The following is a 22,055-nucleotide window of genomic DNA, read 5'->3' on the forward strand; positions in this document are numbered from 1 at the left end:
AGCCAAGAAGGCCACGGCGAAGAAGGCGACGACAGCCCGCAAGGCTGTAGCCAAGAAGGCCACGGCGAAGAAGGCGACGACAGCCCGCAAGGCTGTAGCCAAGAAGGCCACGGCGAAGAAGGCGACGACAGCCCGCAAGGCTGTAGCCAAGAAGGCCACGGCGAAGAAGGCGACGGCGAAGAAGGCGACGGCGAAGAAGGCGACGGCGAAGAAGGCGACGGCGAAGCGTTCGCTGCTGTCGGCTCGCTCGGTGCGCAAGACATCAGCCAAGAAGCGTCCGTCAATGGCCGCTAAGGCGAAAACCCCGGCGAAGAGGGCTGCCCGTTCGGGACGTACCTCGGCCAAGCGGGCTGGCTCTTCAGCCAAGTCCGGGAAGAAAGCGTCTGCGAAAGGCCCGGGGGCGTCCGGAGCACTTGCAGCGTCTTTCTTCCCGGGGCTGACAGCTCAGTCGGCATCGGCTCCGCTGCGTGCGGTGTCCTCGGCCCTGTTACGTTCTTTCTCCCCTGCCGCCACCAAGGATGGCAGGGGGGGAGTCCGGCAGCGTCTTGCCGGACTGTCCAAGGATGGAGCAGGGCATCTGGATGCTGTTCTTGAGGCTGGCACAGCCTTGGTGAGTGGGTGGCGCGAGATGACCAACAATGTGTTGGGAGCGACCAGGACATCCTTTGAAAGGGGCCTTAGTCACTCCCGTCGCATGGTTGGTGCGAAAAGCCTTCAGGAGGCTATGACAATCCAGAGCAGCTGGCTCCGTCATGGTCTTGATCATGCCTTGTCTGAAGGGGGGCGGGTGTCCAGTATGTCTGTGAAACTTCTGGGAGAGGCTGTGCGTCCGCTGGTGGGGCGTGCGGTCATTCCGGGGCGGTCATAGTTCTTCTGATGCATCTTGGTTCCCTGTAAGCGGGATTTGGTCTATCGGTACAAGATCTGGTTGCCATTTCCCGGTTGTATGGTGGTTGTATCTGTAGTGTCGTTCCATTTCAGGGAGCCCCGGCGGAATCGCCGGGGCTCCTTGTCATTTGCAAGCAATTTCGTTTGCCATCAACAGGATCGTTGTTTTATCCTCACGGGGTTGTGACATGGGGTATCCCTCTATGAAAGCGGTTGGAAAAGCGACCAGGATCAAGGAATACGCGCTGTTTCGCTTCCTCCTGGTGCTGATGGCCCTCCCCCTCCCCAACGCTTGCCCAGGGGCCTATAGTGGAGGTGTCAAAGGCGTCCACAGTACGCGGGGCGTTTGCGATTGGTGCCGTCTGGCCTAGAATCGTGGCACGAGCTTTGAGGGTCGTAACGGAAATAGGTCAATGGGACTGCCATGAGTGAGTATGGTCACGATGAAGATCGCGACAGCGGCACGGGGCTGGCTATCAAGGTCAAGCCGCGGGTTCGCAAGCCGCCGATGTACAGGGTGTTGATGCTGAATGACGACTATACCCCGATGGAGTTTGTCATTCACGTTCTGGAACGGTTCTTCAACAAGGGCCGGGATGAGGCGACAGAGATCATGTTGAGTGTGCATCACCGGGGTGTAGGGGTTTGTGGCGTGTATACCCACGAGATTGCCGAGACCAAGGTTGCCTTGGTCATGGATCTTGCCAGGCAGCACCAGCACCCGTTGCAGTGCACTCTGGAGAAAGACTGAGTGGTCCGGGGTCTTTTTCTTCCTATCCAGACAGATGTGCTGTCCGGGCGTGTGGCATACAGGATAAGGGGTACGGTCGATGCTGTCCCGCAATCTTGAGAAGACTCTTCACAAGGCACTTGCTTTCGCAGGTGAGCGCCACCACGAGTATGTCACGCTGGAGCACCTGCTGCTGGCTCTGTGCGAAGATACCGATGCCATGGCCGTTATGCGGGCCTGTGGCGTGGATCTGGATCGCCTGGCCGGTGATGTGCGTGCCTTTGTCGACGGGGAACTGGGCGGGCTTGTCGCCTCCCATCCCGGCGAGCCAACACCGACCACAGGGTTCCAGCGCGTTGTGCAGCGCGCCGCCATCCACGTTCAGTCATCCGGTCGCGAGGAAGTAACAGGGGCCAACATTCTGGTGGCCCTTTTCTCCGAGCGGGAGAGTCATGCGGTCTATTTCCTCAGGCAGCATGATATGACCCGGCTTGATGCTGTGAATTACATTTCGCATGGCATAGCCAAACAGCCCGGTCTGTCTGAAACCCGTACCGTGCATGGCGCCGACGACAGTGCGGCCGAGGAGGACGTGGTGAAAAAGGGTCACGAAGCGCTCGAGGCATACTGCGTCAATCTCAACCGTCGTGCTGCAGAGGGGAAAATCGATCCCCTGATCGGTCGTGAGGCCGAAGTGGAAAGAACCATACAGGTCCTGTGCCGACGCTCCAAGAACAACCCCCTGTACGTCGGGGATCCCGGTGTCGGGAAAACCGCCATTGCCGAAGGGTTGGCCCGGCGGATCGTGACCGGTGATGTGCCTGAAGTTTTGCGTCCTTCTGTGATATTTGCCCTGGACATGGGGGCGCTGCTGGCTGGAACCCGTTACCGGGGTGACTTTGAGGAACGCTTGAAGCAGGTCATGAAGGAACTGGAAAGCCTTCCGGATGCGGTTTTGTTTATTGACGAGATCCATACCGTGATTGGGGCGGGCGCAACTTCGGGCGGGTCTCTGGATGCTTCCAACCTGCTCAAGCCGGCTTTGGCCTCCGGCGCGATCCGTTGTATTGGGTCGACCACCTACAAGGAATTTCGCAGCCACTTTGAGAAAGACCGTGCCTTGGTGCGCCGGTTCCAGAAGATCGATGTGGCAGAGCCCAGTGTCGAAGATGCCATCAAGATTTTGCATGGTTTGAAGCCGTATTACGAAAAGCATCACAATGTGCGCTATACGGCCGAGGCCATTCGGGCGGCGGTTGAGCTGTCGTCCAAGTTTATCGGTGATCGCAAGTTGCCCGACAAGGCCATCGATGTGATCGACGAGGTTGGGGCGGCCCGGATGCTGCTTCCGGAAAGCCGGCGGCGCAAGACCGTGACCCTGCGTGATGTCGAAGAGATTGTCGCCAAGATTGCCCGGATCCCACCCAAGTCGGTTTCCACCGATGACCGTGAGGCCTTGCGCAATCTGGAACGTGACCTGAAGACCATGGTGTTTGGTCAGGATAATGCCATCGAGGCCCTGTCCAGTGCCATCAAGCTGGCGCGGGCTGGCCTGCGCGATGCGGAAAAGCCGATTGGGAACTACCTTTTTGCCGGACCAACGGGTGTTGGTAAAACAGAGGTTGCCAAGCAGCTGTCCCGCTCTCTGGGGATCGAGCTTTTACGGTTCGATATGTCGGAGTACATGGAGCGTCACTCTGTGTCCCGCCTTATCGGTGCACCTCCGGGGTATGTTGGTTTTGACCAGGGTGGCCTGCTGACGGATGGTGTCGACCAGCATCCGCACTGTGTACTGCTGCTTGATGAAATTGAAAAAGCGCATCCGGACCTGTTCAACATTCTTTTACAGGTTATGGACCATGGAAAGTTGACAGATCATAACGGGAAGACAGTGGATTTCCGTAATGTGATCCTGATCATGACAACCAACGCCGGGGCCCAAGACTTGGCAAAGAACGCCATTGGTTTTATGCGCGACAGTCGGGAAGGGGATGACAAGGAAGCGATTGAGCGTCTGTTTACGCCCGAGTTCCGCAATCGTCTGGACGCAACCATCTCGTTTGGTTCCCTGCCGATGGAGGTAGTGGAAAAAGTGGTCGACAAGTTTGTCATGGAACTGGAAAGTCAGCTTGGCGAGCGTGATGTGACGATTGAGTTGACCACAGAAGCTAGGCAGTGGTTGGCCAGCCGAGGTTATGACCGCCGGATGGGTGCACGTCCACTGGGGCGGGTGATCCAGGAATTCATCAAGCGTCCTCTTGCCGAAGAGCTTCTGTTTGGTCGTCTCGCCCATGGTGGGTCAGTGGTTGTTAGCATACGTGACGATATACCGGCCTTCGATATCTCTTCGTCTACGCGCAAGGGGGGCCCGGCTTCGGATACAACGCGGGAACCTGCCTTGGCCTGATAATACTTATTTCCTATAGATCAAGAAAAGGGCGGCATAGGCCGCCCTTTCCGTTCCAAACGTAAAACGCCCGATCAGAACGCCAGGGAGAGCCCGGTTGCGGCGACCCAGCCGCTGTTCTTGTCGATCGCGGCGGTAGAGCCTTTTTTCTCAAACTTGACGTGGCCGACACCGCCAACCAGCATCACGCCCGGGCCCATCTTGTATTCCGAGGTCAGTTGAACAGTGCGTGTGTTGCTGACATCATTGGAACCCTCACCGCTATCGTTCCGTGTATCGGCATATGCAACAGCGACGCCGTACGGGCCGTTGTTATAGCCAACGCCGGCTTCCCAGGATGTTGCGTGCACGTTGTCTTTTGTCTTGTCGGCTTTTTTGCCTTCAATCAGACGGTATCCACCACCGACGATAACGCCGGAATATGACATCTGCAGACCGGCCTGGTATTCGTTATGGCTGTCAACGGCATCGTTATCAGCGGTAGCCCAGCCAATATCAGCTTTTACATCAAGCCCGCCGAAGTTGTCTTCATACCCAATGCCGGCGCCATACATTTCCATGGTGTTGGTGCCGTTCGGCTGGGTCGGGTTGTGCTTCAGCTTCTTCCCTGCGGCATCCTTTTCTGTTCCATCCGGAACGTATGATGCACCGAATGTAAAGCCGACAACAGAGGGAGAGACGTAGCTGATAGATTCGTTGTCGCTATGGCTGTTGACAAGGGTAGCCTTGCCCCCGCTTACGGATTCGGGCTTCAGAACCCATACGCCGGTAGCCAAGTCACCATCGGCCAAGCCTGCACCAAACAGGCGGCCTCCCATGTGCGGAGAACGATTGGCAATCATGGCCAAGGCCAAGTCGCCGGTTCCAGCTACAACGGTACCGAACGAACCGCCGAGCGAGATGCTGTAGTTGTCAACCGACTTCTGGCCTTCATCGGTACCACTGGCTTCCAGCTCGTACTTCACCGATACAGTCAGGCCATTATCCAGTGTGGTTGCAGCCTTGAAGTGGAGTTCGTTGTCGCCCTTGACGTCAACCGCAGATACTTCCCCGCCTTTTCCGGCATCACGCAGGGCCTTTTTGTATTCACTTTGCTGGGATGCGTACCCGGCAAAAACAGACCCGAAACCGCCGACAGACAGCTTCAGGGGTTCAGCAGCTGATGCAGCGCCAGTCAAGGTCATGGCGGCAACAAGGGCGCTGGTTCCGATAAGGAGCTTTTTCATGCTCTTCTGATGTCCCTATTTGCAAAAGTGTGACTCAAACCTGCTTTGTTGCGGATGCCCTGTTTCTTTGCGAGCATGCAACGCGACAATATTAAGGAATATGAGGATCTAGAAGGTCAACTGCTGATACGCAGCCCAAAAGGCAAATCAAGGGCAATGTGTCTTTTTTATGCATGCATGTGATAAAAAAGACACGACGTTGTTAGCCTTAAACGGGAAACATCAATATCTCGATGCTATTTCCACGCAGTGTAGATTTAAATAAGACCGTCGGATTTAAAAGAGCTGTATCCGGTTCGGGCGATGATGACGTGATCGTGTAGAATAACACCCAGTGGACGTGCAGCGTCCCTGATTTGGCGGGTGATGTCGATATCAGCCTTTGATGGCTGGGGATCACCGCTGGGGTGGTTGTGCACCATGATCAAGGCGCTGGCGCCCAGTTCCAAGGCGCGGCGTATGACCTCTCTTGGATAAACGGGGGTATGGTCAATGGTTCCCTTTTGCATGACCTCTTCCACGATCAGGCGATTCTTGCGGTCCAGGAACAAAACGCGGAAGCACTCCGTTTCACGATGGGCCATGGTCGCGTGGCAATAGTCCAGTACACGGTCCCATGATGCCAGAACCGGCTTGTCGAGAACTTCTTCTCTCAGCATCCAGGTTGCTGCTGCTGCTGCTGTTTTCAAGGCCACTGCACCGGACTCACCGACCAAGGCAACCAGTTGGTCCGGCTCTGCGGACAGAACGCCGCCAACACTGCCAAAGCGCGCCAGAAGCCCCTTGGCCAGAGGTTTGACATCCCGGCGCGGAATTCCCAGAAACAGAAGCAGTTCCAGATACTCGTAGTCCTTTAATGAGTCCGGGCTTTCAGCACGTGCGCTGGCCAGAAAGCGTTCTTTCAGCCGCTGCCGGTGGCCACTGTACTCGTTGGTCAGGGGAGGGAGTGTGTCGGACATGATCTCAGGAATAGGGCGGACAATGCCATCCCTGTGGGGACACGGTGAAAATTTCGCAACCATCGACCGTAATGCCGATGGTGTGCTCAAACTGCGCGGACAGCGAACGATCCCGGGTTACCGCCGTCCATCCGTCGGGCAAGACTTTGGTTGGGGCTTTGCCCGCGTTGATCATGGGTTCTATGGTGAAGATCATGCCGGCTTCCAGCACCATACCGGTTCCGGGTTGGCCGTAATGCAACACGCTGGGGGCTGTGTGGAACTGTGTGCCGACACCGTGCCCACAGAAATCGGTGACGACCGAGAATCCATTCTCGTGCGCCCATGTTTCAATTGCGTGCCCGATATCACCCAGTGTGGCACCGGGACGGACAACATCGATGCCACGCATCAGGCATTCATAGGTCGTCTCGACCAGTTTCCTTGCTTTGACCGATGGTTTGCCCACGTAATACATGCGGCTGCTGTCACCGTACCAGCCGTCCACAATCGGCGTGACATCAATATTGATGATGTCGCCGTTGGCCAGTTTCTTCTTTTCGTCCGGGATACCGTGGCAGACAACATGATTGACCGATGTGCAGACCGAGCGTGGAAATCCCCGGTATCCAAAAGGCCCGTTTTTCAGTCCCCGTTCCTGTGTCCAGGCAACCACCAGGTCATCAATGTCAGCTGTTGAAATGCCGGGCTGTATGAAGGGGGTCAGGTAATCCAGAAGAGCGGCCGCTGTTTGGCCGGCCTTGCGCATGGCGGCAAAGCCATTGGCATCATGCAGGATAACGGTGTTTTCAGAGCGGCGGGACGGTGACATGCAGGTGTTCCTGGCAGTGATAGGTTACAGCGCAACGGGCAAGGGGGTCGCCAGATGGATGGCCGACGGCGTCATGGTGCAGGTGTGGCACAAGACCTCAACGCCGGCTGCCGTGGCCTGTTGCAGGGCGGCAGCGTAGTGCGGGTCGATGTCATCGGCAATGGAAAAGCGGACCAGGCCATCGTGTTCCCTTTGTACCACATAGAACATAACCGCACGATTTCCGGCCGCGACCATCGCGCTCAGTTCATCCAGATGCTTGGCCCCGCGTGCCGTGACGGCATCGGGGAACAGGGCTGTTTTCCCGCCTGTCCCTGTGTCGCGGAACAGGGTGACGTTCTTGACTTCAACGTAGCATGGTGGCTTGGCCGTACTTTCAAGCAAAATATCAATACGGCTGCTGCGCCCGTACTTTACTTCGCGGCGCAGGGTTTCGTACCCGGCCAGCTGAGGGATCTGTCCGGCCTGTATGGCTTCTGCGGCCAAGGCGTTGGGATGACTGGTGTTGACACCGACCAGGGAGCCATCCACCCGGATCATTTCCCATGTGTATTTGAGCTTGCGTGCCGGATTGTCGGCAGGGGACAGCCATACCTCAGACCCCGGGGTGCAGCATCCTGACATGGATCCTGAATTGGCTGTATGCGCCGTGACAACAGAGCCATCTGCCAGTGTGATATCGGCCATGAACCGCTTGTAACGCTTGATCAATGTGCCGCGAATGAGAGTGTGTCCAAAATGCATCGGCGCACACTATCCTTTCCCCGTGGTGTCGTCGAGTCCGCAGACGGTGGCCCCCAAGGCTTCGGCCAGGCTGTGAGTTGCTGTGCCGGGGCGCAGCGCCTTGGGCTGGGTGGCAGCCGGTGCCCATCCGGAAACCCAGACAATCTGGAATGTTGCGGTCAGGCGCCCGGTATCGTTTGCAAACATTCTTTCATACCGTTCCGCCGCACGCAGCAAGGTTTCCCGGCGGGAGAAGGTTTGGCGGCGTTCGGTCAGGATGTTGCTTTCTCCCATACCCTGCAGGTCTTTCATCAACTTCAGCGCTGAATCATACGTAACCGGGATTGTGTCGCAGTCAATCACGGGCAGGGCAAAGCCGGCACGTTGCATCAGCATGCCCATGTCGCGGATATCCACAAACGGGGAGATGCGTGGGGAGGCACCGCCTTCCACCTCGCTCTCGGCTTCCAGAAGGCATTGACGTAGCTCATGCAAGGTATGCCCCCCGAACAGGGCCGCCAGAAACAGTCCGTCGGGCTTCAGGGCCCGGCGTATCTGAACCAGGGTACCGGGCAGGTCATTGACCCAGTGCAGGGACAAGGATGACACGACCAGGTCCAGGCTGCTGTCGGCAAAGGGCAGGGCTTCCTCGTCGCATCCCAGAATATGGGCTTGTTGATGGCGTCCCCGTTCCAGCATGCCTTTGGCTGCATCTGTCGAGAAGACCTGCTGTGTTCCTGCACGCCGGGACAATGGTTGTGACAACATGCCGCCATGGCTTCCCAGATCAACGACGGTCGGGAAGGAGCGATTAACGTCATCCAGCCGTTCGATCAGCCGGTTCCCGACCTCTTCGAAGAGGAAGGAAAAATCATTCAGGGAACGTGCTGCCCGATTTTGGTGCTGGCGCAGGGCTTGCCGGTCAAAAATGACAGGGGTGGAGGTATGCATACCGGCAAGACCTTTCCTTGTGTCGGAACGAGAGTAACGGTTCTTTCTGCGAGCGGGGATAATGGTCCTGTTTTTTCCCGTCAACGGGGTGACCTGAAAAAGTGCTACAGGGACCGTATCGCACGATCGTATAGTCCACCTTGGATTGATTATGTTTCTGTGAAGAATGGCCATAAAGATCGATCGTTTTTTTTATCCTGTGCGCCTTGCCTTGGATACAGTCCTTCCTCCACGCTGTTTGCGCTGTGGTGTCGTGACAGGCACGGCTCATGGAGTGTGTGCCTCCTGTTTCGGAACAATCCGTTTCCTTGAGGCTGCAACCCAGTGTTCGCGCTGCGCCATGCCTCTCGAAAGTCCCGGACAAGGTGGGGAGCATGCCTGTGAACCAGACCATGACCGTATTCTGGACAGGGTGCGGGCAGCAACACTTTATGATGATGGAACCCGCTCCTTGATTCTGGCTTTCAAGCATGCTGACCGCACGGATATGGCACGTGGATTGGCGGCGTGGCTGGCACGTGTATCTGCTGATATGCTGCATGAAGCTGATGTGGTCATGCCGGTGCCATTACATCGCTGGCGCCTTCTTTGGCGGCGGTATAATCAGTCGGCTCTTCTGGCCCATGCCCTTGTCTCTTTTCAAACTCGTGCCCTCTATTGTCCGGTTTCGTTGCAGCGTGTGCGGGCAACGCAGACGCAGGGGCATTTTGATCGTATTCAGCGCCATGACAACGTTGCAGGGGCGTTTCATGTTGCTTTGCAGTATAGGGCTGGGCTTGCTGGCCGCAGGGTTTTGCTGGTCGATGATGTCATGACAACGGGTGCGACATTGCGTGCCTGTGCCTGTGCCTTGCGGGATGCCGGGGCTGGTCAGGTTGATGCCGTTGTTCTGGCCCGGGCTATGGGCCCGGGATTATAATGTTGCAGTGCGAGCGCTGTTGCGTGCCGGGCCGCTTGAATGCATACTGCTATCAGAGAGCCGGCTGCGTGTGTGTCCGGTGGTGTTTCAGGCGGAGTTTCGGCTCATGAGCGTGCATATCGAGATCTATACGTGGCCCCACTGCCCCTATTGTCACAGGGCAAAGGCTCTTCTCGATGCGAAGGGTGTTGCCTATACCGAGATTGACGTTCTGGACAACACGGCCAAGCGCACAGAGATGGAGCAGCGCTCGGGGCGTCGTACCGTTCCACAAATTTTTATTGGTGGTACGCACGTCGGTGGGTGTGATGACCTGCATGCTTTAGATGAAAAAGGTGGTCTTGACCCGATGCTGGCCCAAGCCAGCTAGATGTGTGGGGCGGTATAGCCGGGACGACCGCCCTAGTTTTCCATCAGGACCCTGATATGTGCTGCTGCTGACGAGGCCGTTGCGATCAGGTCGTACCCTCCCTCCAGAACAGAAACGATGCGTCCGCCGCACAGGCTGTCTGCAACACCCATCAGTTTGCGGGTTGCTTCGGCATAGTCCTTGACGGTCAGCTTCATATTGGCCAGCGGGTCGCGTCCGTGTGCATCAAACCCTGCCGAAATGAACAGGATATGCGGTCTGAAGTTTTTCAGGGCTGGTATGATGCGGTTATCCAGTGCTTCCATAAACACGGTTCCGTCTGATCCAGACGGCAGAGGACAGTTGACGATATTGTTGTGCGCCCCTGTTTCTTCTGCGCTTCCGGTGCCGGGATACAGGGGAAACTGGTGTGTGGATGCATAAAACGCATCAGGATCATTCCAGAAAATGTCTTGGGTTCCATTCCCGTGATGAACATCCCAGTCGATGACAGCCACTCTTCCAAGGCCGTGTATGCTCCGTGCTTGCATGGCCCCGACGGCGACATTGTTGAAAATGCAAAATCCCATGGGCTGGGTGCGAGTTGCGTGGTGGCCGGGCGGACGGACGGCAACAAAAGCATTGCGGGCCTGCCGTGCAACTACGGCATCAACGGCTGCACAGACGCCCCCTGCAGCACGCAGTGCAGCTTCACCACTTTTCGGTGACAGCGGTGTATCGCTGTCGATGGCATAATATCCCTGCTTGGGGATATGGCTCATAATGTCGTCGATATAAGACTGGGGGTGTACGCGGGTTAACTGCTCCAAGGTAGCGCGCGGGGCCTCTTCGCGGTGCAGCATAAAAAAATCCTCACTTTCGAGGATCTGGAGAACAGTGCGCAAGCGATCAGGATTTTCGGGGTGGTAACCGCCGGTTTCGTGCTCGAGACAATCATGATGCGATACCAAGAGGGTTGGCATCAACCACTCCATCCTGTAGCAGGTTTTGACAAGCAAGCCACCGGATTATCTATCGCAGGCTATGCTTCTTGTTATCAGTATAAGAGAGCGATGCGAAGCCTGCCATGCCGATTTTGTACCAGTGTCGGGTTATCGAATGCAGTGCTGGATTCGGCTATCATTTTGTGCGACGCACCATGAAGCGATCAATGTGGTCCGCCCCGTGTATTCGCTCCAGGGCGTTCTCTTGTTCCAGGAGGTGAATGTGGGCAATGGCCTCTCCCACAGCAAAGAGCAAGCCGTGTTCATCCAAGGGATGCCGGAAGAGAACGTTAAGAAGATCCGCGGCACTGCGTGGTGTGTCCTGACAGGCAGAAAGGCAGTCTTTAAGACGGTCTTTGTGGTGTTGCAGAATGGCGTCGATTCTTCGATGCAGACCACGGAACGGGAGTCCATGGCTGGGAAGAACCAAGGCTGTGTCCGGAACCAGATCCTTCAGGGTTTCCAAGCTATGCCGATATAAAGCCAAGGGATTGGCGTCTGGTTCATTGGGCCAGACACTGATATTTGGACTGATGCGGGGTAAGACCTGGTCTCCGGCAATCAGGATATTTTGTGTTGGGCAGTAAAGGCAGGCCATCTCCGGAGAATGACCCTGTCCGATGATAACATCCCACGCGTACGATCCGATCATGATCGTGTCGCCATGCCTGATGCGGTTAAAGCATTTGGGAACAGGTGAAACCCGCCGGGAGAGGGTATTACCCCGTTTTTCGACACGGTGAATTTTTTCCGGGTTCAATCCTGCCCGGTAATAAAAATCGGCTTGGTTCTCTGAAAAAGCCTCAGACCTGTCACAGGACAAGATAACCCCCATTGCCCATTCGGACAGTGTTGTTGTCAGAGGAGCATTGAAGCGTTGGCACAGCCAGCCGGCCAATCCCATATGGTCGGGATGGAAATGTGTACACAGCAGTTGCCGTATGGCTTTACCTGCCAGAGGTCCGTTCAGCAGTTCGTCCCAGATGGCTTGGGTTTCGTCTGTAGCAAGGCCCGTGTCCACGATGGTCAGGCCTGCATCCAGATCTTCCAGTATCCACAGGTTGATGTGATCAAGGGCGAAGGGCAGGGGCATCCGGACCCAGAGCAGACCATCTCCTACTTTTTGTACGTTTGACGGCGCTGGTGGCTCTGCCCAAGGATACTCCAGAGGGGATAACGCATGCATGACAAATTGTCCCTTTTTGCCTGTGGCTACCAGATAAAACCAGCCAAGGCAGCTGCTGGACGAACGCCATGGCGGGCGGCAAGGCGTGCCATGCGCAGGGGATCGGCAGGCTTCCCGTAGGCACCGCCGACTTCATCAGCATGAATGCCACCCGTTACCCATAGCCCGTCGATACCCGCCGCCGCCGCACCAGCCATGTCTGTTTCAAGGGAATCTCCGATTGTGCAGACGCCGGTTGAGGGAAACCCCATTTTCTCCAGACACAACCGATATACCGCAGGATCAGGCTTTCCTCTCCAGATAACCGTCCCCCCGTATTCCAGATAGATATCCGCCAAGGCACCCGCACACACGATGGTCTTTCCCTGTCGGATGACAATCCTGTCCGGGTTGGCGCATACCATCGGCAGTCCGGCTTGCACGCCTTTGGCCAGCATGGTCCGGTAGTCATCGGCACTGTCGTCCAAGCTGACCGGACCAGTATTCATGATGAATGTGGCGTGATCCAGGTCTGTCAGTACAACGCCGGTCTCTTCATAAATTGTCAGATCCCGTTCTGGCCCCAGATGAAAGCATGTATTTCCCAGTGCGGCAAAAGCGGGGTCCTTGCGGGTCAGAAGAGCATGATGCACAGCATCCCCTGATGACAGGATACCGTCATACAGATCACGGGGGATTCCCATGGTCTCCATCTGCGTTATCAGGGCAGAGGCACGTCGTGGTGCATTGGACAGCAACATCACACGTGCCCCCGTGGCCCGCAGTTGACGCAAGGTCTCGGCTGAATGGGGATACGCCGCGACACCGTCGTGAATCACGCCCCACAGATCCAGAATAAACACGTTCCACAGCCCGGCGGCGGCGCGCAGGCCGGGAAGTTGCAAGGGAATATACAGACCGGATGATGGTTCAGGTGTGTCAGGAATTGTGGTCGGCACCAATAGCCTCCGCAACAGAATGGAAACCTTCGCGCTTTGCCAGAAGAACAAGATCATCCCTGATCTGCTGAACCAGGGATGGCCCTTGGTAGACCAAGGCGGTGTACAGTTGTATGAGGGAAGCCCCGGCCTTTATTTTTTCCCAGGCATCAGCGCCACTGCCAATGCCGCCAACCCCTATCAGGGGAATGCTTCCCTTGGTCAGGTGGTACATGCGTCGCAGCAAGGCTGTTGATGCCGTGCGGAGAGGGCGACCGGACAACCCACCCGCTTCATGACGGGCCTGTCCCATCAGCGTATCCGGACGTGCCAGCGTAGTGTTGGCGACAACCAGTCCATCAATACCACTGTCGCAGGCCAAGGCTGCAAGCTCCACTTCATCTTGCTCTCCAAGGTCAGGAGCAATCTTGAGCAGCAACGGGGTCGAGTTCGTATCCTGCTCCAAGGTGCGTCGCACGCTGCTGACAATGTGCTCCAGATGCTTGCGTTCCTGCAGTGCCCGCAATCCCGGTGTATTCGGGCTTGATACATTGATAACCAGGAAGTCCGCCAAACCGGCAAAGGTTGTGGCGCCTTTCACGTAATCGTCAGCCGGATCGATCGTGTCCTTGTTCTTGCCCAGGTTGACACCGATCAATCCATGAAGTGTTCGCTTGCTGTTGCGCAAGCGTGCCAACCTTTGGCTGACAACGTGCATGCCATCATTGTTGAACCCCATCCGGTTGATGATGGCCCCATCTTCCGGGAGCCTGAACAGGCGTGGTTTTGGGTTGCCATCCTGCGGGCGGGGTGTAACGCCACCAATCTCTACAAAACCAAATCCCATGCGCAGCATGGCATCAGCGACTTTACCGTTTTTATCGAATCCTGCGGCCAGACCAACCGGATTGGGAAAAGTCCGGTTCCAAAGAGAAATAGCCAATTCTGGTTGAGGCGGAGGTGTGAAGAGCGGGAATAGGAGCGACTGTGCAGCCAGTATCGCCACGCGATGCGCCTGCTCCGGGTCCATTCGTCCCAGAAGTGGCGCTGCAACACGGCGGTAGAGATCAAGCGGCATCAATGCAAATCAGGATGAGGCCAAGATAATTTCGGTCGGGAATATAAAGCGCAGGTTTTCGTTCAATGGAAGATCCCATGTTTCCTGCACCGCCTCGATCGGAAGAAGACCGTAGAGGTGTGGGTAGAGTTCAGGTCCCTCCATACGCACAGCCCCGGCCAAGCGGTCGCGGTCAAGGCGCAGCAGCATCAGTTCAGGTGTTTCAGAGAACCAGCGTTCCACCGTTCCCATAACCTGAGCTGCGGTTGACAGATGGATAAACCCGTCGGCCCGGTCGGTGGGAGACCCTTCGAAAAAGCCTTCGCGGACGGCCTGGCGCCACTGTTCGGGCAAAATAAGACGATACAGCCGTTGCGGGGATCGTGTGTCGTGTTCAGGGCGCAGATCACGCCGGATATGTGTATAGCTCATGATCGAGAACTGTACCTCAAGAGCCCCGGATATCGAAAGAAACTTTTAGTCCTGTCCTGTAGGGTAGCAGGTAGACAGGATATTACGCTTGTGATGGAGAGCGGGCGGCGGGTAGGCAAGGGAATGCGGCTCGATTATACTGACATTCCCGTGTTCCCCTGTGTTGTTTGTTGCCATCAGCGAGGCTTTATGGCGTTTGGTTCGATCTGCTTCACCGCTGCTGCTACCTCTGCTGCCGAAGAAGCACTGGAGCGCCTTTGTCAGCGCTATGGTCAGGTTCCTGCGGATCGGGCTGATGTTATTGTGGCCTTGGGGGGGGATGGTTTCATGCTGGAAACCATGCACCGCCATATGGCATTGAAAAAACCGATCTATGGCATGAACCGGGGAACGGTCGGCTTTCTGTTGAATGCGTATGCCGAGCATGGGCTGGAGGAGCGCCTGGCAAAGGCGACCTGCGTTCAGCTGTTCCCTTTGGCGATGACGGCGCTGACCAGCCAAGGGGATACCCTGCATGCCCTTGCAATCAACGAAGTTTCAATGCTGCGTCAGACGCGTCAGGCAGCCAAGATCCGTATCAGCGTAGACGGAAAGGTCCGTTTGCCGGAATTGATCTGTGACGGGGCGCTTGTGTGCACATCGGCAGGTTCAACTGCCTATAATCTCTCTGCACATGGTCCCATTCTTCCCATGGGATCAAACGTCATGGCTTTGACACCGATTTCGGCATTTCGTCCCCGGCGCTGGCGTGGTGCTGTTCTTTCTCATCAGGTATCCCTTGATTTTGACATTATAGAGGGCGAAAAGCGCCCGGTCTCGGCTGTGGCCGATTATACCGAAGTGCGTGATGTCATACGGGTCTCCGTGCGCGAGGATCGCTCGATCGTGTTACCTGTTCTGTTCGATCCCGAGCATAACCTTGAGGAAAGAATTTTGTCCGAACAGTTCACTGGGTGATATCACCGTGCATATAGATGGTTCCCCCGGGGGGCGGGGCGGCGTATAGAGAGGGATCGCTGACAGGGAGTTGCCATGCTGACCGTCTATGTGCCAGGACCGGCCGGTCTGTATTCCTTTCCTCCGGCTCCGGGGCTTCCGGTTCCGCCGGAAGTGGTGTGGATTGATCTGTACCAACCGGTAACGGCCGAGGTTCATCGAGTCGAGCAGGCTCTTGATATTGCCCTGCCAACCCGGGAGGAAATGCAGGAGATTGAGGCTTCAAGCCGGTTGTATCAGGAAGATGGCGCTGTTTTCATGACAGCCGTCGTGCTGGCTCAGTCCGATACGGAGCATCCGGAAACAACAGCTGTGACCTTTATTCTGTCCGGCGAGCGACTGGTGACAGTGCGCCACGCTGAACCCAAGCCGTTTCGGGCCTTTGCTACACGTGCCAGCCGGCAGCAGGGATTGAAGACCGGCGATGTAATATTGGTAAACTTGTTGGAAACAGTTATCGAGCGTGCTGCCGATATTCTGGAACGTGAGATGGCTCGCGTCGATACCATATCCTCCGAAGTTTTCAATCACACACCAACCGGTCAGAGGCGAGTGAACCAAGCTGAAAGTCGTGACTTTCAGGAGATTTTACGCGATATCGGCCAAACTGGCGACGTTGCATCCCGTGCGCGCGAAAGCTTGATGTCGATTGGGCGGCTTCTGGCATTCCTAGACCAGGGGTTACCCAGTCAGGGTCAGGAAGCCAGGGCTCAGGTCAAGATTATGTGGCGCGATGTGCAAAGCCTTCTGGATCATGCCACCTTTCTGGCTGGCAAGATCAGCTTCCTGCTGGATGCAACCCTTGGCATGGTCAATATCGAGCAGAACTCGATTATCAAAATCTTCTCGGTTGTTTCCGTTGTTTTCCTGCCTCCGACCATGATTGCCAGTATCTATGGCATGAATTTCGAGCTGATGCCCGAGCTGAAGTGGGCACTGGGGTACCCATGGGCGCTATTCCTGATGCTCATGTCGGCGGTTGTACCCTTCCTGTACTTCAAGCGCAAAGGCTGGTTGTAGTAGTGGGCAGACATAGGTGTTGCCCGGCGCGTCCTGATGTGAAGTCGGGGGACTGGCGTAAGATCGGTGAGACATCTGTGTTCTGAGCAAGCAGATTGTTGCCATGACGCAGGCCCCGGTCAAAAGTGCGAAGCCTCCGTTCCAGCCGAATAGGTCGATCGTGTACCCCATCATGGCATTGGCTGCGACGGATCCGCACAAATAGCCAAATAGGCCGGTAAATCCTGCTGCCGCTCCGACAGCATTCTTGGGTACCAGTTCCATAGCGTGCAATCCTATCAACATGACAGGGCCGTAAATAAGGAAGCCGATAGCCAGAAATGCTGTCATTTCAATGTAGGGATTCTGGGCTGTCCCGAGCCACTGCACAAGAAGGGCGCAGAGAATCAGAGCCATGAACAGGATGCCAGCGGGTGCCCGTCGCGCCGAAAACAGCCGATCTGATAGCCAGCCACAGAGCAGAGTGCCCGGAATACCAGCCCATTCGTACAGGAAGTAAACCCATGAAGAGACTCCAACATCAAAGTCTCTTGTTTCTTTCAGATATGTCGGTGCCCAATCCAGAACCCCGAACCGGATCAGGTGTACAAAAACGCTTGCGCCTGCAAGCCACCACAGCATGGTATTGGGGATGACATGCTGTCCAATAACCATACGAAAAGGCATTTTCTGTTCTGGTCGGTGAGGCGTTTGACGACCAGAGCTGTAATCTTCTACAGATGGCAATCCACAGGACTGTGGTGTATCGCGCAGAGTCAGGGCTGTGAAGACAGCAATAACGAAAGCAAACCTTGCCGGTACATAGAAACCGGCATGCCAGTCGTTAAACCAGCCCATACCGGTCAGGAACAGAAGCCCCAGAAGACCACCGCCGATATTGTGTGCTGCATTCCAGACAGAAACGATCAGCCCGCGCTCTGACTGTGGCCACCAGTGTACAATGGTGCGACCACACGGTGCCCATCCCATGCCTTGCGCCCAGCCATTTGCAAACAAAAGAATACCCATCATGGCAATGCTTGACGTTGCCCAAGACGCATATCCCAGTATGAAGACGATGGTGGCGGAAAGAAAAAGCCCGAGCGGCATGAAGAGCCGGGGATTGGAGTGGTCGGAAACAGCACCCATCAAGAATTTGGATAGTCCATAGGCAACAGATAGGCCTGAAGCAGCTATTCCCAATTCACCGTGGGAATAGCCTTCTTCTATCAGATACGGCATGGCCAGGCAGAAGTTCTTGCGTACCAGATAATACCCGGCGTAGCCGATGAAGATGCCAGAGAAAATCTGCCATCGCAGCCGCGTGTAGAGGGAAGCAACGTCACGGTCAGGTAAGGGGGCGGCGTGCGGTGCCGGGGCCAGCGCATTCAGCGACATGGGTGCCAATCCTCATTCCGTGGTTATCTGCCTTGTTTAAGGCGATGAAATTGCAGAAAAATACACAATTTTTTGTAGTTTTATGCCTGCAAATGCATCTTTATTGCACGGAACAATGATCCGGTAAATAGACTATGATTCGTGATTAAAATTTATGATTGTATATGTAGGCATCTGAATTAGGGTGCTATGGGGACACAAAAAAACGGCCAGATCAATTGAATGACCCGACCGTTCTGGTTCCCGGCACTGTTCACGCCTTACTTCTTGTCAAACGGGTTATCCCGTTTGCGCAGAAAAATTCTGATCGGCACACCCTCTATCCCGAATGTGTCCCGCAGACCGTTAACCAGATAGCGCATATAGCTATCCGGCAGTTCATCAGGCTTGGATGCAAAAATGGCGTAGGTTGGGGGGCGTGTTTTGGCTTGGCTCATAAAGCGCAGGCGAATCCGTCGCCCCTGTTTGGACAGGGGGGTCGGGTGGCGTTCGGTCATCTCTGCCAGCCAGCGATTCAGCTTTGATGTGGTGACACGTGTGTTCCAGACCCGATGAACAGCAAAGGCTGTTTTCATCAGCTGATCCATTCCGCGACCCCTTAAGGCGGAAATTGTCAGGGTCGGTATACCCCGAACCTGCGGCAATGACTTTTGCAGGCGATCATCAAGCTGTTGCAGGGCTTCTTGGCGGTTGTCTACGGCATCCCATTTGTTGACTGCGATAACAAGAGCTCGCCCCTCATCAATTACCATCCTGGCAATCGTCAGATCCTGTTTTTCCAATATGGCGTTGGCATCGAGCATCAACACCACAACCTCCGCCATGCGAATGGCGTTGAGAGTTTCGGCAACAGACAACTTTTCCAAGCTGTCATCGATGCGGGCGCGCCGGCGTATACCTGCTGTATCGACAAGGCGGATGCGCCGTCCTTGCCATTCCCAGTCTATCTCGACCGAATCACGTGTGATGCCAGCCTCGGGACCAGTCAGCATACGTTCCTGCCCCAGCAGTTGGTTGATCAAGGTTGACTTGCCGGCATTCGGGCGCCCGACAATGGCCATTTGCAGGGGGCGATCCGGTCGGCCAGGTTCCTCATAGGGTTCCAGCTCTTCTTCTTCGTCGGTGTCAGCATCCGAAGCGGCAGGAGTGAGTGAGTCGTCATTGCTGGCCTCGTCACCTGTGTTGTCACCGTCTGTCGTGTCATCGGTTTCCCTGACGATGGATGCCAACGGGCCTTCGCCATCCTCGAGTGGTTCTGCTCCGGCTTCACGAGCAAACGGTAGAAGAGCCTGGAACAGCTCCAGCATACCTTCGCCATGTTCAGCCGAAACAGCAACAGGTTCGCCAAGGCCCAGACTCCAGGACTCGTAAAGCCCCGGTACACCGGCCTTGCCCTCGCATTTGTTGGCGCACAGGATCACAGGGGTGGGATGTTTGCGTAAAAGGGCAGCAAAGTGAGCATCCAGGGGGGTTACCCCAGCCCGGCTGTCAATCAGGAACAGCGCGACATCAGCCTCATCAAGAGCGGCCTCTGTTTGCGCCCGCATCCGCCCTTCCAGGCTCTCGTCCGTACTGTCTTCCAAGCCTGCTGTATCGATAACCATAAAGTCCATACCAGCAAGGCTGGCTTTATGGACCTTACGGTCACGGGTTACGCCCGGCATGTCATGAACAATAGCCAACCGTCTGCCGACCAGACGGTTGAACAGCGTAGACTTGCCGACATTGGGGCGGCCAACAATGGCAACCGTAAAAGTCATGATAAAATTCGTACTTTCCAGAAAATTCAGCGAACGCAAACAACATCCCCGGCGTCGGTCAGGAAGTACAGGGCTTCATGTGCGACAGCAGGAGACAGGGATATACCGGCAGGCATATCCAGGTGGCCGATGACGGCCCCGTCATAGGGGTTTATGCTGACCGCCTTGCCATGTGATCCTGCAAGGACAAGACGGTCAGAGGCCAGCACGGGACCAGCCCATGTGATCCGTCCCTTTCTGTCTTCAGGGTCTTCCCACAGGTCAAGGGAGGTGATCCAGGCGATCTTCCCGTTTCTTGCATCAATGGCGACCACTTCAGCATCCAGGGTGACGGCAAACAGCCAGTCCCCTGCAATCCAGGGCTGATGCAGGCCAGCCATCGACAGTTCCCATGCCCGTTCCCCTGTGCGCATGTCTATTCCGGTCAGAAGCCCGGAATGCCCCAGAACAAAAATGCGGGTCCTATCAATCACCGGACGGGCAGCAATGGCCGCCAGCGTGCCGGTTGCATCGGTGCGTCGTGTTGCCACCACGCTGTCTGCCCACAGGGCTGCCCCTGTATCCGTACGCAAGGCCACAACCTCGCCGCTGGTGAAGGGGAAAATCCCGACGCCACCCATGACGGCGGGAGCAGCAGCTCCCAGAACCGATGTATTCTCCTCAACCCCCGAGTATGTCCATACGATTGATCCGTTCTCTTCAGAAAGGGCGAGGGCCTTGTTGTCCAGCGTTGTCACAAAGACACGACCGTCGCTGACCGTTGGACCGGCCCGCATCGGGGCCGGGACGGACCGCCGCCAGATTTCCTCACCCTTGTCTGCCTTCAATGCAATAACGTCGGCAAATCCGGTTGTGACAAACAGCCGTCCATTGTTGAAGGCGACGCCGCCACCCATCAGGTAACCGTCATCCTCGTGATCAGGGGCCAACGCCTTGTGCCACAAGGTTGCACCGCTTTGGGCGTTGAGCGCTGTCACTACACCCGAGGTATCAATGGTATAAACAGTACCGTTCGCAACGACGGGTTCCCCCATCAGGCGGTCCCGTCGGCCTGAGCCACTGCCTATGGAGCGAATCCAGGCAACTTTTGGCGATGCCGACACTTTCATGTGCTGCATGGCATGGTGGCTGTACCCGCCCTGCTGTGGCCATTGTGCATTGTCTTCCGGGGCGGGCAGGCGAATGGATGCAGCCAGGTCCGGGTCATGTTTCAGGGAACGCTCGTGCTCCAGGACAGAAATGCGGGTTCCGGGCACAGGTGGTTTCACATCATCCCCGAACCAACTGTCACCCGAGCAGGCAGACAAGCCGGCAGAGAGGGTCATGATGAAGAGTGTACGAACAAGAACGGTACAGGCGTTGCGGTTTCGGGCCATGAAGATAAGGTCTCCCGGGGGGCTCAATAGCTCAGGACAGCAAAGGGGATGCATGTATCAGGGGGCGTCAGGGACGGTGGCCCCCAAAGACATCAGAACCTCGCGCAGGCGGGCCCGAATCCCATAAGGGGTACTGCGATCAGCAGCCAGATCTGTAAAGAGTGTGACCGCATCATCGCGGCGGTTTTGCTGCAAGGCAATCAGTCCGCGCAGCTCGCCGGCCAGGTAACGAAAGCGGGTTGACGGACCAAGAAGTGGTGCAAGCTCTGCGTCCAGGGCAGACAGGTCGGCCCCGGGCTGATCCAGCCCGTGCTGTACAACAAGAAGGCGGGCAAGATCACGGAAGATCGGGTCGGCATTGCCTGTGTCGCGCAATTGCTTCCACAGGGCTGTGGCCTCGGTTACTTTGCCTGCCTGCGCGAGCAGAGCGGCGGCTTTCATGACCGCAAGATCACGATTTCCCCTTGATGCGCCGGAAGCAAAATCCTTCAACGCCTGTGCCGTTGCTTCATGATTTGTATCAGCGCCCCGTGACAGGGCAGCTTCAAACGCTGTTGCTTCCTTTACACGAGAAGACGCCTGCCAAGCCATCCATCCCTGCCAGCCGGCAACAGCAAGCACCAGTGCCACAGCTGCGGCAACAACCGTGGGGCCATAGGCCTTCCACAGTCGGTTCAGTTGCTCGTGACGAAGGTCGTCATCCACCTCGCGGAACAGGGCGGCCTGTTGTGGGTCAAGTGGTGTATCAGCCACGGATATCAGTCCTTGCAAGAAACCTTGGAGCCCCGAACATAGTGCGAGGTGGCTCTGTAAGCAACGAGCGGATCGCCTCTTTCGGCACATTTCATGCGTTTTTCAGCGTTTTTTAACCACCGTGACCTGACCATGGGACACGTAGTGACAATCCGTGATGGTGCCTGCTTTAACGAGTTCCTGGTGTCCCGGAATTGGCCTCTTGGGAAGGTGT

21 protein-coding genes are annotated in these 22,055 nt (G+C 56.3%); 7 read left to right on the forward strand and 14 right to left on the reverse strand.

Features of this window, described 5'->3' with window-relative positions:
• The 3 genes from HEQ72_RS11600 to clpA form a co-directional block, all read left to right on the forward strand.
• On the forward strand, window positions 1-868 hold an 868-nt coding region (locus tag HEQ72_RS11600; protein ID WP_168022863.1), incomplete at its 5' end, for a phasin family protein.
• A gap of 444 nt (window positions 869-1,312) precedes the next feature.
• Window positions 1,313-1,639 (forward strand): ATP-dependent Clp protease adapter ClpS, encoded by a 327-nt coding sequence (gene clpS, locus HEQ72_RS06005; protein ID WP_168019916.1) that lies wholly within the window; start codon window positions 1,313-1,315, stop codon window positions 1,637-1,639.
• A 79-nt stretch (window positions 1,640-1,718) separates the two neighbouring features.
• Window positions 1,719-4,025, forward strand: coding sequence for an ATP-dependent Clp protease ATP-binding subunit ClpA (clpA, locus tag HEQ72_RS06010; protein WP_168019915.1), 2,307 nt, complete (start codon window positions 1,719-1,721; stop codon window positions 4,023-4,025).
• Window positions 4,026-4,099: 74 nt separating this feature from the next.
• On the opposite strand, the gene HEQ72_RS06015 is transcribed toward clpA, so the two are convergent.
• The 5 genes from HEQ72_RS06015 to HEQ72_RS06035 form a co-directional block, all read right to left on the reverse strand.
• Window positions 4,100-5,251: a porin gene (locus HEQ72_RS06015; RefSeq protein ID WP_168022864.1), complete on the reverse strand. Its 1,152-nt coding sequence runs from the start codon at window positions 5,249-5,251 to the stop codon at window positions 4,100-4,102.
• 257 nt (window positions 5,252-5,508) lie between these two features.
• Complete coding sequence (gene radC, locus HEQ72_RS06020) at window positions 5,509-6,210, reverse strand: RadC family protein (RefSeq protein ID WP_168019914.1); 702 nt, start codon at window positions 6,208-6,210, stop codon at window positions 5,509-5,511.
• Between the two features lie 4 nt (window positions 6,211-6,214).
• Window positions 6,215-7,021, reverse strand: a complete 807-nt coding sequence (map, locus tag HEQ72_RS06025) for a type I methionyl aminopeptidase (RefSeq protein WP_168019913.1) — start codon at window positions 7,019-7,021, stop codon at window positions 6,215-6,217.
• A 24-nt stretch (window positions 7,022-7,045) separates the two neighbouring features.
• On the reverse strand, window positions 7,046-7,765 hold the full coding sequence (gene sfsA / locus HEQ72_RS06030; RefSeq protein ID WP_168022865.1) for a DNA/RNA nuclease SfsA: 720 nt from the start codon (window positions 7,763-7,765) through the stop codon (window positions 7,046-7,048).
• A 9-nt stretch (window positions 7,766-7,774) separates the two neighbouring features.
• Window positions 7,775-8,695 (reverse strand): methyltransferase domain-containing protein, encoded by a 921-nt coding sequence (locus tag HEQ72_RS06035; protein ID WP_168019911.1) that lies wholly within the window; start codon window positions 8,693-8,695, stop codon window positions 7,775-7,777.
• A gap of 166 nt (window positions 8,696-8,861) precedes the next feature.
• On the opposite strand from HEQ72_RS06035, the gene HEQ72_RS06040 reads away from it, so the two are divergent.
• On the forward strand, window positions 8,862-9,614 hold the full coding sequence (locus HEQ72_RS06040) for a ComF family protein (protein ID WP_168019910.1): 753 nt from the start codon (window positions 8,862-8,864) through the stop codon (window positions 9,612-9,614).
• Window positions 9,615-9,720: 106 nt separating this feature from the next.
• Window positions 9,721-9,984, forward strand: coding sequence for a glutaredoxin 3 (grxC, locus tag HEQ72_RS06045; protein ID WP_168019909.1), 264 nt, complete (start codon window positions 9,721-9,723; stop codon window positions 9,982-9,984).
• Window positions 9,985-10,016: 32 nt separating this feature from the next.
• Here grxC and HEQ72_RS06050 read toward each other — a convergent pair whose 3' ends face one another.
• The 5 genes from HEQ72_RS06050 to HEQ72_RS06070 all read right to left on the reverse strand — a co-directional run bounded on the left by HEQ72_RS06050 (window position 10,017) and on the right by HEQ72_RS06070 (window position 14,559).
• On the reverse strand, window positions 10,017-10,946 hold the full coding sequence (locus HEQ72_RS06050) for a histone deacetylase family protein (protein ID WP_168022866.1): 930 nt from the start codon (window positions 10,944-10,946) through the stop codon (window positions 10,017-10,019).
• Window positions 10,947-11,103: 157 nt separating this feature from the next.
• Window positions 11,104-12,153 (reverse strand): MBL fold metallo-hydrolase, encoded by a 1,050-nt coding sequence (locus HEQ72_RS06055; protein ID WP_168022867.1) that lies wholly within the window; start codon window positions 12,151-12,153, stop codon window positions 11,104-11,106.
• A gap of 26 nt (window positions 12,154-12,179) precedes the next feature.
• Window positions 12,180-13,091 (reverse strand): TIGR01459 family HAD-type hydrolase, encoded by a 912-nt coding sequence (locus HEQ72_RS06060; protein ID WP_322099193.1) that lies wholly within the window; start codon window positions 13,089-13,091, stop codon window positions 12,180-12,182.
• A complete protein-coding gene (locus HEQ72_RS06065) occupies window positions 13,072-14,148 on the reverse strand; it encodes a quinone-dependent dihydroorotate dehydrogenase (protein ID WP_168019905.1) in 1,077 nt (358 codons plus the stop codon). The genes HEQ72_RS06060 and HEQ72_RS06065 overlap by 20 nt, the downstream gene beginning before the upstream one ends.
• Window positions 14,149-14,157: 9 nt before the next feature.
• Window positions 14,158-14,559, reverse strand: coding sequence for a DUF952 domain-containing protein (locus HEQ72_RS06070; RefSeq protein WP_168019904.1), 402 nt, complete (start codon window positions 14,557-14,559; stop codon window positions 14,158-14,160).
• A gap of 189 nt (window positions 14,560-14,748) precedes the next feature.
• On the opposite strand from HEQ72_RS06070, the gene HEQ72_RS06075 reads away from it, so the two are divergent.
• Both HEQ72_RS06075 and corA read left to right on the forward strand, forming a co-directional pair.
• A complete protein-coding gene (locus HEQ72_RS06075) occupies window positions 14,749-15,516 on the forward strand; it encodes an NAD kinase (RefSeq protein WP_066132036.1) in 768 nt (255 codons plus the stop codon).
• 75 nt (window positions 15,517-15,591) lie between these two features.
• Window positions 15,592-16,575 (forward strand): magnesium/cobalt transporter CorA, encoded by a 984-nt coding sequence (corA, locus tag HEQ72_RS06080; RefSeq protein ID WP_168019903.1) that lies wholly within the window; start codon window positions 15,592-15,594, stop codon window positions 16,573-16,575.
• Here the strand turns inward: corA and pgtP are convergent.
• From pgtP to HEQ72_RS06100, 4 genes are all read right to left on the reverse strand, one after another.
• Window positions 16,510-17,952 (reverse strand): phosphoglycerate transporter protein PgtP, encoded by a 1,443-nt coding sequence (gene pgtP, locus HEQ72_RS06085; protein WP_168022868.1) that lies wholly within the window; start codon window positions 17,950-17,952, stop codon window positions 16,510-16,512. The genes corA and pgtP overlap by 66 nt on opposite strands.
• Window positions 17,953-18,212: 260 nt before the next feature.
• A complete protein-coding gene (gene der, locus HEQ72_RS06090) occupies window positions 18,213-19,712 on the reverse strand; it encodes a ribosome biogenesis GTPase Der (protein WP_168022918.1) in 1,500 nt (499 codons plus the stop codon).
• 26 nt (window positions 19,713-19,738) lie between these two features.
• Complete coding sequence (locus HEQ72_RS06095; RefSeq protein ID WP_245184207.1) at window positions 19,739-21,088, reverse strand: PQQ-binding-like beta-propeller repeat protein; 1,350 nt, start codon at window positions 21,086-21,088, stop codon at window positions 19,739-19,741.
• A gap of 57 nt (window positions 21,089-21,145) precedes the next feature.
• A complete protein-coding gene (locus tag HEQ72_RS06100; RefSeq protein ID WP_168022870.1) occupies window positions 21,146-21,841 on the reverse strand; it encodes a tetratricopeptide repeat protein in 696 nt (231 codons plus the stop codon).
• Window positions 21,842-22,055: the final 214 nt, after the last annotated feature.

Source organism: Haematospirillum sp. 15-248, from assembly GCF_012102665.1.
GTDB lineage: Bacteria > Pseudomonadota > Alphaproteobacteria > Rhodospirillales > Rhodospirillaceae > Haematospirillum.

Coding starts and splice junctions, on each gene's coding strand:
- clpS (WP_168019916.1), top strand. CDS start 1,313: ATGAGTGAGTATGGTCACGATGAAGATCGCGACAGCGGCACGGGGCTG.
- clpA (WP_168019915.1), top strand. CDS start 1,719: ATGCTGTCCCGCAATCTTGAGAAGACTCTTCACAAGGCACTTGCTTTC.
- HEQ72_RS06015 (WP_168022864.1), bottom strand. CDS start 5,251: ATGAAAAAGCTCCTTATCGGAACCAGCGCCCTTGTTGCCGCCATGACC.
- radC (WP_168019914.1), bottom strand. CDS start 6,210: ATGTCCGACACACTCCCTCCCCTGACCAACGAGTACAGTGGCCACCGG.
- map (WP_168019913.1), bottom strand. CDS start 7,021: ATGTCACCGTCCCGCCGCTCTGAAAACACCGTTATCCTGCATGATGCC.
- sfsA (WP_168022865.1), bottom strand. CDS start 7,765: ATGCATTTTGGACACACTCTCATTCGCGGCACATTGATCAAGCGTTAC.
- HEQ72_RS06035 (WP_168019911.1), bottom strand. CDS start 8,695: ATGCATACCTCCACCCCTGTCATTTTTGACCGGCAAGCCCTGCGCCAG.
- HEQ72_RS06040 (WP_168019910.1), top strand. CDS start 8,862: ATGGCCATAAAGATCGATCGTTTTTTTTATCCTGTGCGCCTTGCCTTG.
- grxC (WP_168019909.1), top strand. CDS start 9,721: ATGAGCGTGCATATCGAGATCTATACGTGGCCCCACTGCCCCTATTGT.
- HEQ72_RS06050 (WP_168022866.1), bottom strand. CDS start 10,946: ATGCCAACCCTCTTGGTATCGCATCATGATTGTCTCGAGCACGAAACC.
- HEQ72_RS06055 (WP_168022867.1), bottom strand. CDS start 12,153: ATGCATGCGTTATCCCCTCTGGAGTATCCTTGGGCAGAGCCACCAGCG.
- HEQ72_RS06065 (WP_168019905.1), bottom strand. CDS start 14,148: ATGCCGCTTGATCTCTACCGCCGTGTTGCAGCGCCACTTCTGGGACGA.
- HEQ72_RS06070 (WP_168019904.1), bottom strand. CDS start 14,559: ATGAGCTATACACATATCCGGCGTGATCTGCGCCCTGAACACGACACA.
- HEQ72_RS06075 (WP_066132036.1), top strand. CDS start 14,749: ATGGCGTTTGGTTCGATCTGCTTCACCGCTGCTGCTACCTCTGCTGCC.
- corA (WP_168019903.1), top strand. CDS start 15,592: ATGCTGACCGTCTATGTGCCAGGACCGGCCGGTCTGTATTCCTTTCCT.
- pgtP (WP_168022868.1), bottom strand. CDS start 17,952: ATGTCGCTGAATGCGCTGGCCCCGGCACCGCACGCCGCCCCCTTACCT.
- der (WP_168022918.1), bottom strand. CDS start 19,712: ATGACTTTTACGGTTGCCATTGTTGGCCGCCCCAATGTCGGCAAGTCT.
- HEQ72_RS06095 (WP_245184207.1), bottom strand. CDS start 21,088: ATGGCCCGAAACCGCAACGCCTGTACCGTTCTTGTTCGTACACTCTTC.